This is a genomic window from Hyalangium versicolor (assembly GCF_020103695.1).
GTDB classification, from domain to species: domain Bacteria; phylum Myxococcota; class Myxococcia; order Myxococcales; family Myxococcaceae; genus Hyalangium; species Hyalangium versicolor.
This window is the reverse complement of record NZ_JAHXBF010000024.1, coordinates 1-13,636: the sequence shown is the minus strand read 5'-3', so window position 1 is coordinate 13,636 and position 13,636 is coordinate 1. Positions and strand designations below refer to the sequence as shown.

Annotated in this window: 7 protein-coding genes; 3 read left to right on the top strand and 4 right to left on the bottom strand. The window is 65.1% G+C overall.

Translation table 11 applies throughout. The features are described 5' to 3' along the window. Positions 1-10: 10 nt before the first annotated feature. Complete coding sequence (locus KY501_RS39415; RefSeq protein WP_224369054.1) at positions 11-931, bottom strand: DUF3396 domain-containing protein; 921 nt, start codon at positions 929-931, stop codon at positions 11-13. A 215-nt stretch (positions 932-1,146) separates the two neighbouring features. After that, the gene (locus KY501_RS39410) at positions 1,147-2,667 is read right to left on the bottom strand and encodes a vanadium-dependent haloperoxidase (RefSeq protein WP_224369053.1); all 1,521 of its coding nucleotides are present in this window, start codon (positions 2,665-2,667) and stop codon (positions 1,147-1,149) included. Positions 2,668-2,866: 199 nt separating this feature from the next. On the opposite strand from KY501_RS39410, the gene KY501_RS39405 reads away from it, so the two are divergent. The 3 genes from KY501_RS39405 to KY501_RS39395 all read left to right on the top strand — a co-directional run bounded on the left by KY501_RS39405 (position 2,867) and on the right by KY501_RS39395 (position 9,763). Then, positions 2,867-3,694, top strand: a complete 828-nt coding sequence (locus KY501_RS39405; RefSeq protein WP_224369052.1) for a class I SAM-dependent methyltransferase — start codon at positions 2,867-2,869, stop codon at positions 3,692-3,694. 231 nt (positions 3,695-3,925) lie between these two features. Continuing rightward, entirely contained in the window at positions 3,926-5,503 is a 1,578-nt protein-coding gene (locus KY501_RS39400; RefSeq protein WP_224369051.1) for an amidohydrolase family protein, read from the top strand. Positions 5,504-5,929: 426 nt separating this feature from the next. Further along, positions 5,930-9,763 carry a restriction endonuclease gene (locus tag KY501_RS39395; RefSeq protein ID WP_224369050.1) on the top strand — a complete coding sequence of 1,278 codons (3,834 nt, stop codon included), beginning with the start codon at positions 5,930-5,932 and terminating at the stop codon, positions 9,761-9,763. A 114-nt stretch (positions 9,764-9,877) separates the two neighbouring features. On the opposite strand, the gene KY501_RS39390 is transcribed toward KY501_RS39395, so the two are convergent. Further along, positions 9,878-12,520 (bottom strand): carboxypeptidase-like regulatory domain-containing protein, encoded by a 2,643-nt coding sequence (locus KY501_RS39390; RefSeq protein WP_224369049.1) that lies wholly within the window; start codon positions 12,518-12,520, stop codon positions 9,878-9,880. Positions 12,521-12,807: 287 nt separating this feature from the next. Further along, a complete protein-coding gene (locus KY501_RS39385; protein ID WP_224369048.1) occupies positions 12,808-13,365 on the bottom strand; it encodes an IS110 family transposase in 558 nt (185 codons plus the stop codon). Positions 13,366-13,636 lie beyond the last annotated feature (271 nt).

The window sequence follows — 13,636 nt, the reverse complement described above, 5'->3', positions numbered from 1 at the left end:
CCAACGGCTATTACTGGCACAGCCGCCTCAGCCAGCGGCGCATGTTCTCCTTGTCCTGCGAGAACCAGCCGGTGCGTTCCTCGTATAGGAACGGCTCGAGCAGGTGTGCCAGCGCACGGTACTGCGGCAGGTACACCTCCTTCGAGGTGTCAATGGCATCCGGCCACTCTCCCAGGGAGATCAACAGGCGCTCGCCCTCCAGTGGCTGGAGCGACACCTCCGAGAAGGAGAGCTTGTCGCGCAGCCCCTCGATGCCACCCAACTGCCCCAGCAACGGCTGGCCCAGGAACGTGAGCCAGTAGGCTCCCCGCGCTCGCGTCCCGATGGCCCGGCTGGTATCCCCCAGGTTGTACAAGTCAAAGCCCAGGTAGCGAGCGAGCAGTCCGTTCAGCTCGCGCCTCGCCGCGTACCAGAGCCCGTGTGGAGCGACAAAGGCGAGGCTGGCGTAGCCGAAGCTGAAGGGTAGCTCACGTGCCAACTCGAGCGCCAAAGCACAGACGCGCGCAGGGCCCTGCTCCAAGAGATACTCGGTGGGCAGCGTAAAGAGCACCCCGGTCGTGGAATCCTCGTCGTGAGAGAACATCGGTTCGGCGAGATTCCGGCCGTAATACTCGAAGTGGTAACCGCCCACGGCGCTGGCGTCCTCTTCCAGCTCCACGATTCGTGCGATTCCCCCAGGGCGTTCGAGCATCTGCTTACGGATCACCTCCCAGCCTTTGTCGTCGAGAGGGAGCGTGTCTCCATCATCCGAGCCGTACCAGCTCAGTGCTGTTGGAGGGACGGCACGCAAGTACGTCTGCAAGGCCCGCCACACTGTGGAGGCCACTTCAGAGTGCGACCGGCGCATGAAGAAGCAGAGGACCACGCCATCGCGGGTCACCAGCCTGTCGGTGTCTGTCCTCAAGCGGATGACGGGAATGTTTTCCCTCATGGAATCAACCCTACCTGAGGCGAGATGATCACCGCCTTTCCTCCCAACGCTTCGCTGTAGAGCTTGCCCTGGGTGTAGCCGTCATAAGCACTTTCCTCTCCATGGGGAACGCCCTCGGTGCAGGCCGTATCCTCCCGTGAAGCCCTGGGTCGCGCTACCTCCACCTCCTCCCTCTCAGGCCAGCCCTGAGGCCCCGATTCAGCAACCTGGAGCGTTCAGGGCGCGGCCGTGCCGTTGAACCACGCCTGATACTTTGGCCAGGAGTAGGTGGCGATCGTGCGGCCCAGGGCCAGGCCTTCGACGTTGTCGGACTCAATGTGATAGCCGCCCATGATCCGGCTGAGGCCAGCCATCTCCGCGCATTGACTGAAGGTGGGATGCAGCAGCACGATCTCGGCGTCGGCCTTGGAGGCGGCCTTTCCGTTCACGGACTGCATCAGTTCGGGCCGCATGCCTTCTTCGGTGAGCACCCCGGCCCGGCGGTGTTCGATCACCTCGAAGCGATCGTTGCCGGTGAAGAGCTCAAGCATCTTGGCTGCCGCGCCGCTGACAGTGCTGTGGCCCGAGGGATAACCGGGAAACGGCGGAGTGACGAAGTTGTCGGGCGAGTAGGGGTGCCACTGCTCCACGGGCAGCTTCTTCACCCCCTTGCCGGGGCCCGCCCAGCCCATGATCTTCTGGCCTTTGTACAGGTGGCGCACGAGCGTCCACGGACGGGAGGAGTCGTAGAAGCGCTTGGCGTCCCAGCAGGCGATGAAGGCGTCGAAGGCCACGTTGGCGATGGAGAAGAAGACCTTCACATCCTGGTCGATGCCGAAGCCATCCCGCCGCGACACATCCTGGGCGAAGCGCAGCCAGTGGCCTGACTGGCCAGTGGAGCGGGGGCCGTCGCGCATGAACTCCACCGTGGCTTTCTGCTCCAGCGTCAGGCTGGCGTTGAAGTCCACCACCTGCTTGATCTCGCGGTCGAGCTTCGGATCCCCCACTTTGGGGGGCGGGGCCGGGCGGAACTGGTCGGCGCGCTCGAGGGCGAAGGGCTTCACCCGGTACCAGTGGGGGGTGAGGAAGCCGGGGGTGAAGAAGCCGCCCTTGCCGTCCGAGAAGGGGATGGGCTGCCAGCGATTGGGGTCGTTGATGGTCGCGCCCGGGTTCACGGGAGCGTAGTAGGTGTAGTCGGAGAAAGGCTTCTTCGTGAGCGAGCCCACCTCATCCCCAAACTGGTTGGCACCGTCGTGCCGCCGGTACTCGATGAGGGCGGCCGCGGCGACATTGCCGACGCCGGCCGGGGTCGTCACATCTTTCGAGTCGTTCTTCGGGTCATGACCCATGCGCTGCATCTCGCTCTCGATCCACGCCGTGTCTTCCGGGTGGTTGAAGAGCAGCGCGCGGTAGACGGCGTAGGCGATGGCCGTAGCCTTGTGGGCATCGGTGCGCTCGGCGGCTGGGCGGCGCAGGCGACCCCCCAGGCGGGTGCCGACGGCTTGACTGTCGTAGGCCGCCCAGGCGTCGTACATGGCGGTCACTTCAATGGCCATGTCGCGCGAGAGGATGGTGGGGCGGGCCCCCACGCGGTCCACCGCACGGGCGTTCGCCTCGAGGATGACATCGAGCCACTGATAGGCTGCCGAGGCCTGAGTGGCCTTGTCCTGGTGGCGCAGCCACTTCGAGGTGTCGGGCGCGGCGGTCGCGGCCCCGGCCAGGATCAGAGCCGAGATGATCAGAAGCTGAGTGCGCATGGCCCCATCTTCCCTCATCGCGGTGTACACAGCTACCAGCATTGCCGTGTGCTTTCCGGGCTCAGGCGCAGGCGCGCTCCTCCATGAACGCGTCCGACGCCGAGGAACAGAGGTGAAGAAGAGCGTCCTTCGGCACAGGAGATGCGCGGGAACACTCGCCTCGACGGTGTTATGGATGTGGCACCTCTCGAGGCACCGCATGGACCATGACCGCAATCCACAATCAGAGCAGATGGGGGACGAGTCGATGGTGCGCACGCTCGCTCACCAGGCGGATGCCATCTGGCCGCAGGAACAACGCCTCTTCGATCGATATGGTCTGTCGGGCCCACTGACAATCCTCGATCTCGGCTGTGGAACCGGTGAGATCACCCGGAGGCTGGCTTTGCGCTATCCGCAGGCACGTCTGCTCGGCATCGATATCCTCGAGTCGAACCTGGCGATCGCTCGCAAGGGCGACACGTTCGGTGGGCGCATTCGCTACGAGAAGGGTGATGCCTTCGCGCTGGGGCAGGGGGATGCCAGCTTCAAACTCGTGGTGTGCCGGCACATGTCGCAGGCAGTGCCCGACTTCCCGCAGGTCCTGGCCGAGATCACCCGCGTGCTCGAGCCCGGCGGCTGGCTGCATCTGTTGTCCGAGGACTACGGCATGTTGCATATGCCCGCGCTGGGTGGCGATGCCTTCGATCCAGATCGGTTCTGGAATACGAGCGTGGTCGCGTTCGCGCACCAGATCGGTTGCGATGCCCGTATCGGCCGCCACTCACCGCCCTTGCTGGACCGGTTCGGTTACCTCGACATCGCCATGGACTACGTCACTGTCGACACGCTGCGAGTGCCGCGTGTCACCTTCGCGGGCATCCTCAAGGCTTGGCGGGATGGCTATGTGAAGGTTCTGGCGGACGCCAGCGGACACTCCGTCCCCGAGGTCACCGCCAACTTCGACGCCATGATCTCGGCGATCGAGACTCCACCGCAATATGCGGTATGGCACGTGCCCATCGTCTCGGGCCGCAAGCCGGGGTGAGGCTGACGTGTCAGACTGACACGCCAGTCGCGCGCGCTGACACAGCCATGTCAGTGGGCGCAGCCCTCGCTACGAGGGAAGAGAGGGTGTTACGGGCTTGCCGAACGGTTGGCCCGGCACGTGCAAGTTGCCGCGCGCACCTCCTGGCCTTCGCGGCCATGGGAGATGTCCACCGCGAGATCGCCTCCCGATCCGAGCGGCCCTCTTAAAAACCCCCTGATGGAGAATCTCATGCATCGCATGTTGTCTACCGCTGTCATGTCCACCCTCCTCCTCGTCGGCTGTGGCGGAGATCCGTCGCCGGAGGAACGCGAGGACCAGGTCAACGATCATGTGGAGTCGCTGCGCTCCGATCCTGCGGCCCTCAAGACCTTTCTCCAAGACCTGCCCAAGGGCGGAGATCTGCACAACCACACCTCGGGTTCCATCACCACGGAGAAGCTGATCCAGTGGGGAGGGGAGGATGGAGCGTGCGTGAACACCACCACGTACGTTGCCAGCAATCCCTGTGCGCCCAACACTGTTCCGCTGTCCAATGCGGCGAATGATCGCGCGTTCCATGACGCCGTCCTGGGAGCGTGGTCCATGGAGGGCTTCTCCGGGCCCTTGCTGGATGCGCACCAGCACTTCTTCGACGCCTTCGGCAAGTATGGCGCGGTGCAGCTCGACTCGCGCAGCGACGATAGCTACGCGGACATCCTGTCCAAGGCCGGCCAGAACAAGCAGATCTACGTGGAGCTGATGCAGGGTTTCGGCGCGGGTACGGGCGGCGGCATCGCGGCCGGACTCTTCAGCCCTTCGGATACGTGGGATGCGCCGACCTTGCTGGCCAAGCGCCAGCAGATCATCGACACCCCTGCCTTCAAGACGGCGATCAGCAACATGGCCGCGAGCATCGCGTCGACGCTGAGCGGCGCGCGTCAGATCCTCGGCTGCGACACCGCTGCGCCTGACCCGGGTTGTGACGTGGAGGTGCGCCTGATTTCTTCCGCCAACCGGACGGCGACCCGGGAGAATGTCTTCGGTCAGTGGGTGTATGCCTTTGAGTTGGCGCAGGTGGTTCCCCAGATGGTGGGGATCAACCTGGTGTCTCCCGAGGAGAACGGAAACTCCCTCAGTTACTACAACGATGAGATGTTCGCCCTGGGCACGCTGGATGACTTCAATGACAACCAGCCTGGCCGCAAGCCGGTGCACATCGCGCTGCATGCGGGCGAGCTGATCCCGCAGGTGTTGTCGACGACATCGCAGGATCACCTGACGTTCCACATCCGCAATGCGGTGGCCATGGCCCATGCGGAGCGCATCGGGCACGGCGTGGACGTGCTGGGCGAGACGATCGGTGATGGAGTCGACGATCTCGTGAGGGACATGCACGATGCCGGGGTGACGGTGGAGATCTGCCTGACGTCCAACCGCGTCCTGCTTGGGGCCAAGGGGGCCGCTCATCCGCTCTCGAAGTACATCGAGTACGGGGTGCCGGTCACCCTGGCGACGGATGATCAGGGGATCCTGCGCGGCACCATCAGCGACGAGTACTTCGCGGCCGTCACCGACCAGGGCCTGGACTACCGGCGTTTGAAGTACATGGCGCGAGTCAGCCTGGAGAACGCCTTCGTCGAGGGCGCCAGCCTCTGGGCCCAGTCGGAGGTCTACGGCAAGGCGGTGAGCGCCTGCGCCAAGGATGACCTGGGCGCGACGCCTGCCTCGGCCGACTGCGAGCGCTTCCTCTCCGAGAACAAGCGCGCGTCGCTCCAGTGGAAGCTGGAGGGGCAGTTTGCCGCCTTCGAAGACAGCATCGTGAAGTGAGAGTGCCCAAGGGGCCGACCAGCTGTGCGGCCACTTGAGCACCGGCGCCCAGGCCCAGCGTGAAGCCAAGAACACGCGGGGCCTGCGGCGTCCCTCACAGGATCGCGAAGTGCCTGGCTCAACCCGAGTGGCTGCCATGCCGCGCCATCCCAGCGCCGCACGAAGAGCTGACCGGTCGGATCGCTCGTGTCTCTCTCGCACCAGCCGACGACGGGCGCGCCCTCGGAATCCACTGTGAGTGTGGTCGAGAACTGGAATGAATGGCCCTCTGTTCGAAGTTTCCGGTGCCGGAGGCTGAGGTACCGGAGCCGAGGGTTCGAAGCCCTGAGGGTAGGGGTTGTGTTGCGTGGTGGAAGCGGCTGGGCGGGATGGTGCTGCCGGGTACGAGCCGATGGGCTATGAGCCTGAGCCTGCACTGGTGAACTGATGGCCCCGAAGATTCCCCTCCCCGAGACCTGGTCGGAACTCGAGTGTTGTGTCGCTCGACTCGCACGAGCGCTGTTGAAGGATCTCCATGCCAGCCGCTATGGCGTGCAGGGAAACGGGCAGCATGGAATCGACGTCGTGGCACAAGACCGGCGGCCTGAAGGGACCGGGAAGCTGTGGGCCTTCCAGGCGAAGCACTACCTCTCGGCGTCGCTCCAGCCGCAGCACCTGCGGGACCTGATCCCGTTGATCGAAGGGTTTCCACATCGGAGCCGGCTCGACACCTTCGTGGTGGTGACGACGGCGAAGGTGACCGCGGGCGTCAAGGACACCGCGCGGGAGTTGGGCGAGAAGCTTCACCTCGACTTCGAAGTCTGGGACTGGGAGCACTTCTCCGAGCTGTTGCGTGACCACTGCGGGTCGGGCCCATGGCTGTCCCAGAGGGAACGCCTGCGGATGCGCGAACAGTATTGCCGCCGGAAGCTGGAGGCGTTCCAGTCGGCTGGTCCGCTGTATCCCTTGAGCATTCCGGCCCTGTTGCAGAGCGGGGTCCTCCTGAAGGACGTTCTGCTCCCCAGGCGCCTGCGCCTCATGCCCCATCTGCGGGCGGAGACGGTGCTGGAGGAGCCGCGCGCATCGAAGGGCGAAAAGACGGAGGAGCCCTTGCTAGCGCAAGGCGGCACCTCATCCGTGCGCTACGACGGAGAACTCGTCGAGTGGCTGAGTCCGGACCATCCCACGCTCAAACCCTTCGTCCTCGTGGTGGCTCCCATGGGAGGAGGAAAGACCACGGCCCTCTTTGAAGCCGAGGCTCGGTTGGCGGCGGTGGCTCTTGCGCAGCCACAAGCTCCGCTGCCGTGGCGCCTGCGGGCGGGCGATCTCGTGAGCGAATCCCTGGAGGAACTGGTTCAGCACAGTAGAGAGCACGCCTCTCTATGGGCGGATCCTCTCAGCCAATGGATCTTCCTGATCGATGAAATAGAAGTCGGGCTTCACCCACAAGGGCTGCAACGGATCTCAGAGCTTGTCGACCTCGGTCAGGTCGCGGGGGTGGCCGTCGGGTGCAGGGCCTCGCATCTCCAGCCCCGCCTGCTTCCGAGAGCCCAACGGATCGAAGTGCCTCCGTGGAGCGAAGACGAGAGAAGGGAGTTCTTGTCGCGCTGGCGGAAGGCCGCCCCGGACCGAGAGCCCGCCTCTCCAGTCGAGACGCTCCTGGCGCTCGACCCTTTGATGAGTGCCAATCCGCTGTGCAACACGCTGCTCGCCCTTTATGCCCCGAAGGGGGAAGTGCCTCCAGGGAGCCGGGCCGAACTCTTGCGCCCGCTCGTGGACGGACTCTTTCGGAGGTGGGCCGAGGCACGCGGTACCCAGGATTGGAAACAACTCCAAGGTGCCTTCGAGCGGGCAGCACTCCGAGGATTCAAACATGGAAGCGGTCCATTGCCGAGGCATGTGCTCGAAATGGAATTGGCCCAGGCCTTGGGAGACTCCGGGGTCGATCGCGCCATGGATGTCGCTGAAAATGAGCTCGGTCTCATTCGCTTCAAGACGGACGGAACCTGGGAACTGCCCTTCCGAGCCGTCGCTGAGTACCTCGCTGCGGGAGCCCTCTTGGATCGAGAGGATTCGGAGTTCATCTCCCTCGCCGGTCAGCCGTGGGCGAGCGAGGTCGCGCGCCTGGCACTGGAGCGCTGCGGGCTATCCCAGCCCAAGCGGGTGCCCATGTTGCTTCAGCGCCTCCTTCAAAGACACCCGGCCGAAGAGGGAGATCACTCCCTGCGCCGTGCCCTGGTGGCTTTGCAAACGGCTCGCGATCTGAGGTTGGGCCCGGCCGCCGTCGAATCGCTCACACAGCACTTGATGCAGCTCCTCACGGAGGAAAGATCCACGTGGAGGCGACGCCGCGTGGGGGAGGAAGTGCGAAGTCTCGCGCTCCAAGGCGGTCCCCTTTGGGATGCGCTGTGGCGGAAGTTGCAGCCGGTGCTGTTCACGGTGGCCAGCCGGGCCGCCTGGTTGGCTCGCCACGAGGAGGAGTCGGTCTCGTTCTGGATCGCCCAGCTCCGAGACCCGGATCTCGCGATCCGCGTGGTGGCGACGGAGAAGCTGGCCCGGTGGAATCATCTCCCCGAGGTTCAGGAGGTTCTCCTTGGACAGCTCTCGGACGAAGGTCATCACTTCGGGTTCTCGATGGAAGAGGAGCCTGTGCTCGCGGCGGCGAGCGTCCTCCGTGAGATGCCGCACTCGGACAGCATGCGGGAGCGTCTGCGGCAACTCCTTCACGAGGGCGATTGGCTCACTGCGGGAGCCGCTGCCGTGGCCCTCTTGCCAGGAGAGGTGCCCGCCGAAGAGGCCCTTCCCGCGCTTCAGACGCTGTATCAGGGAGGGTGGAGCTTTCTCATTGTCTGTCAGGCCATTGATGCCTACCGCGGTGTGCCAGAGGGCAAGGCGTGGCTTGAGCACCACTGGCCAAGGCCTCCGTCCGCGGCCGCCAGGGAACCGTCCGTCTCTGCATCACGAGAGGTGGACAGTTCCCAGCCCCCTCCGGTCTCCTCCGTCGTGAAGCGAGAGCTGCTCTGGATCATTGCGCCCGTTCTTCGCAGTCCGGAGCTCCGGCGGAAGTTGCAATCGGCGGGCTTCGATCCGCGGGACATTGCCCGGGCAGTCTGCTCCATCGCCGCGAAGGTTCCCGAGGCTGCGGTGGAGTTGGTGCGAGGAGAGAGTCGCTTCTTCCCATGGGAAGCTCAGGAGGCCCTGGGGCAGGCTGCTTCGCAGCATTCGCGGATTGGGGAGGCGTTGGTGAAGCGTTGGCGCAGTGGGGCCGATGCCACAATGCCGTCGCTCTTTCCGGGATTCGCTCTCGAACCGCTCGCAGCTCGAGGCGAGAGTGACGCCGTGAGCATCTACGCTGAATGGCTTCCCCTGTGCGTGGACATGGTTGTCCCGTTCCCGCGCAGTCTGCTCCGCGCGCTCATGGCACAACCGGAGGTTCGGGAGGCGGCCCGGGTGACGGCTGTCGGTGCCTGGAAGTACGCCATCGAGGGCAAGCCCGACAGCAACGGAGAGATCAGCTATCTGGGGGTGGCCCCTCTTGGGGGGCTCCTGCGTGCCCTGTGGCCTGCCTGGACCGATGAGAAGGTGATACGAGAGGGGCTCGCCACCTGGGTTCGCGACGGAGACCTGGAGCGGATGAATGCGGCGCTAGAGGCCTGGTTACAGGGGGATTTTCCGCCCGAAGTAGCCCAAGTGCTCGCGGACCGTCTCAACCGCATGGATGCGTGGCCCCGTGAACAGCCCTTCTTCGAGGAGGGGGCTCTCCCGCTTTGGCTCGCGGCTGCCTCGCGTGCGGGTATCTTGAGACAGATCGAACCCGTCCTCCGCGCCGTGGCGGAGTCCGTCGAGCCGTCACCGGCCCTCTACCAGGCGTGCCTCTACCTGATGCGATTGAAACCCGAAGAGACAGAGCCTTGGGCACGACGTGCCGCATTCGCCTGGCCCTTTGTTTGGACGGACAACCGACAGCTTTCTCACGACGACATCAAAGAACTCGTGTCCGCGTTCCCGGAGGTCTGGGCTCGGAGCTGCCTCGACAGACTGAAGGAGTATGGCCGTGAGATCGAGCACCTCTTCTTGCAGATGGCGGATCGGCTCCGGAACATGTTGCCGCCGAAGTCCCCCCTTCGGTCCGAGTTGGTCGAGGCCCTGCGCAGCCTGGCGAGCACCTCTCGGGCCTGGCGCTCACTCGACTTCATGGGGCCTTTCGTCCTGATCGATGACGAGGCTCAGAGGTTGCTCTTCGTGATGGGAGAGCTGGTGTCACCACAGATAGAGGAGTGACAGCAAGCTACGTCGGCGACAAGGAGTACTGAAGCCTGGACGCTATTGCTTGCACCTGGACTTCTTGGGAAGGGACTTCGCCACTGGCTGGGGTGGGTTCGAGTCCCCGCCGTCTCACCGCCCGGGGATGGCGATTTCCCCCAAGTCGGTGTCCTGTCCGGGGGGCAGCTTGACTCGGAGGTAGGGCCCGAGGTCGATCCGGAGGAAGAACTCTCCCGGGGGCAGATCGCGCAAGACGAAGCGGCCGTCCGGGCCGGTCTCGGTGGGATAGAACCTCAGAAGTCCGATCACCGGTTGCCGCGTGGCCGCATTCACGAACCGGCCTGTCACCGTGACACCCGGATACACGGGGAGCTCCAGCACCTTGCGTTCCTCGGGTTGCAGATCGAGGTAGAGCGAGGCGCTCATCCCCTCGGCGATGACGACGAGTTGGGCGGGGCCCACGGGGAACTGGGGGATTTCGAACCGGTCCCCCATGAACGCGTAGGTGCTGGGGTACTCGTTCGGGTCGAGCGAGCGGATGTCCACGATGGAGTTCCTCACGGGAAGCCCGTGTGGATGGATGATCCGCCCCTGGACGACAGCCATGGGCTTTAACCGGACGGTGAGCTCACGCGTTCCGCTCGTCACTTCCGCCCTCGCCGTGAGCGTGGAGGAGGGGGGCCTGACAGCCCGCAGAGAGGAGGTGCTGACAGTCAGCAGAAAGGAGGTGGATGGCTGCATCAGTTCCGGGGGGAGACAGACATTCACGAACCCCTGGGCGTTCGTCCAGATGAAGTCAGTGAAGGCACTCTCGGTATGGAATTGCAGCTTCACCAGCGTCTGCTTCATGGGCGCTCCCTCCGAGTCCAGCACCCGCAGCCGGAAATAGGATGTTGGATCCTCCAGGAGAAGCGTGGCCTCCGCCCGTTGACCCGCTTCCACCTGGATCTGGCTCTGCTCCACCGTGCCGCACCCGAGGCGGGTCTGCCGGAGCGCGCTCAGGGTGTATGGCCCGGGGGGCAATGCGAGCTGGAACCTCCCCTGGTCATCCGCGGGGAACGACTTATAGGGCGCCTGGATCTGCTTCTTTTCCTGCGGCGACCAGACCTGACCGGTGACCTGGATCTGCACGGGCTCTTCGGGAAGTCCGCCCGAGCGCAGCAGGACCTGGCCCTCCACGAGCCCCTTCTCCGGCTCGAACACGTCCGGAATCTGGAGGTAGCATGGGGTACGCTGCCCCTCCTGCACGAGCAAGGGTTGTTCAGGGCCCACGGGGCGGCCGCCATACAGTGCCTCCATGCGGAACGTTCCGGGGCGCAGCCCGCTGATGTGAGCGATGCCCTGGGAATTCGTGAGGCCCGTGAAGGGCTTGGGGACGGCCGTGGTCGCGCTGATGCGGATGTATATCCCCGTCACGGGACGGGAGCGCGGATTCACCACCAGGCACTCGATGTCTTCTCCGGGCGCTTCATCGCTGGGGGTGAGCGTGAGGGAGACATGCTCGCCCGCAGCCAGTGTGAGGGGACCGTGTTGGAAGGAGCGGTCCTCGGGGAAGGTGACCTGGAGGACGTAGGTGCCCGGAGCCAGGGCTGGGAGCGAGAAGGCGCCGCGCTCGTCCGTTCCCGTCTGTCCCCGCGCCACGCTGCTACCTGGAGGCAGCGCCTCCACCCGCGCTCCCAGCGCAGGCGAGCCGTCCTTGCGGAGCACCTTCCCAGAGACCCAGGCTCCCGCTCCGAGCTGAAGGCGCAGCCCCTGGGTGGGTTGCCCCACGGCGACCGTCACCCTGCCTTCTAGAGCTCCCGCCTCCTCTCCCTTCCGAGCCGACAAGGAATAGGTGCCTGAAGCCAGCTCGAAGGAGAAGTGCCCCTCGTCGTCGGTGAATACCGAGCTGCCTTGCTCTCCGCTCAGGGCGAGTACCTCTGCCCCAGGCGCGGGTTGAGCATTCGCGCCGAGGACCGTGCCTTTCACGTTGCCGCCTGTGCCCATCAGAAGGGTCACGCGTGATTCAAATGGAGCTGGCACGGAGGGCAGCATGGCGGTGATGTAGCCGGGGGCGCGGGCTTCGATGCGGTAGCGGCCCGGAGCCACTCCCGAGAACCGGAACTCGCCCACCTGGTTGCTCGTGGCTACGAGTGCTTCCTCCTCGGGTACATCCGGGCGAACTCCCGCGCCCGACGTAAGGGCGGGAGGAATGAGGGAGACCTCCGCGAACGACACGGGTTCGCCTGTTGCCTTCGCGAAGGTAAAGCCCACCAGCTCCACGCCCTTGTTCAGGATCAGTCGTACACGGGTTCTCGCGGAGCTCGGTGGGTGCACCACGGCGGCATAGCCTGGAGCCAACCCCTCCGCGCGAGCCGTCACGTAGTAGCTGCCTGGAGAGACGGGTAGCACCCACCGCCCGTTCTCGCCTGTATCGCCCGAGTCCTTGCCAGTCCATCGTGCTGGGAAGAGGGTGGGGTCACCCGGCTCGCGTTCGTAGACCTGGATCCGAGCGCCGGGCAGCGGCTGGTTCTCGGAGAAGACCTCCACTTCCAGCACGCCTGTGGGAGGGTTGTCCTGTCCCGGTTTGGAGGGCCGCTCGGGGCGGGGAGCCGGTGGGGGCCGGGTGGCTTGCGTGGGGCGAGTGACGGGAGGCTGTGAACGGGTGAGGGAGCTGTTCTCGGGCCCAGGCGCCTCCGAAGGATCGCCCAGGAAGAGCCAGAGCCCTGCGATCCCCAGGGCTACGAGCAAGGCGCCCGCGGCGGCGGCTCGCCGATCTGACTTCCGCTCGCTCATGGGACCGACTCTATCGTGAGGCCTTGTTCCTGCGGCAGAGGCACTGCCTGGCAGGCATCCCAGAAGCACCTGGGGCTTCCAGGTCACGCGAAGCACTCCGGACAAAGCAGGCTCAACTCACGCTTGTCGCGCTCCACGTGGCCGCCGTAGAAGCCGCACTTGACGGCGCCATCCAGGATGGGCCTGTCACGAGCGCCGCAGCACTGGATGGGCCACTGGACGACGCTGGGGGCGTTTACCTGTACGAGGCGTCCGCAGCGACAGTGCGAGGTGCGCAACCTGGGAGCCTATGAATGAGCGCACGCCGGTAGGTACGCGTAGCTGTTAAGATGGTGAACAGCCTGTCGGTGGAGGTCCGAGGCTGCGGGCAATAAGTTGTTCTGCTTTGAGGCGGCTGGATTCGAACCCGCCGCTCGGAGCTGGAGCTCCAGACGCGTGGGGAAGGCCTCTGCGCTGCCGCTGCCTACGCGAAACCCTTCGCGCCTCACCAGCGCACGCATGCGGCTGATGTAGCGCGCGCGGGTGCGCACCAGCGCTTCGCGCACGGTCAGCTGGGCACGCAGATGTCGGCGGCCATCTGAGGTGCGATGAGCCGACTTGTACGCCCCCAGCTTGCAGGCCTCCGCCAGCGTCCGCGCGTCGCGCTTGTCCGTCTTCACCCGCCGGCTGCGTGTTGCGTACATGGGGGCGAAGTTGGGGTCGGCCACCACCACTTCGTGCCCCAGCCCCTCCTGGCACCGGGCCACGCACGCACTCTCGGTGGAGGACTCGATGAGGATGCGGGCAGAGGACCTGCCTTCGAGTAGCTCGGCGAAGTGCTCCCGCTCGGTCCCGATGTACTCCATTGCAAGCCTCCACCCGTCCTACGTTGTGGGGCTGCGGGACTACCACATGGGTAGTGTCCTGCCGCTTCATCCCATCTATGCTCAGGACGCACCATTAGGAGTCGGCCCCACCTGGCGCGTAATGGGTCTGGGGGCTCTCATAAAGATTTCGCTAAGGAGCCGCGCAGAAATAAAGTTTCAGTTTGGCCGGAGGGTGTAATTCCACTCACCATGGAAGTTGGAGCGCTCAAGGTGAAGGGCGGCCATCTGCTCGCGGCTGACGTCGACGCCT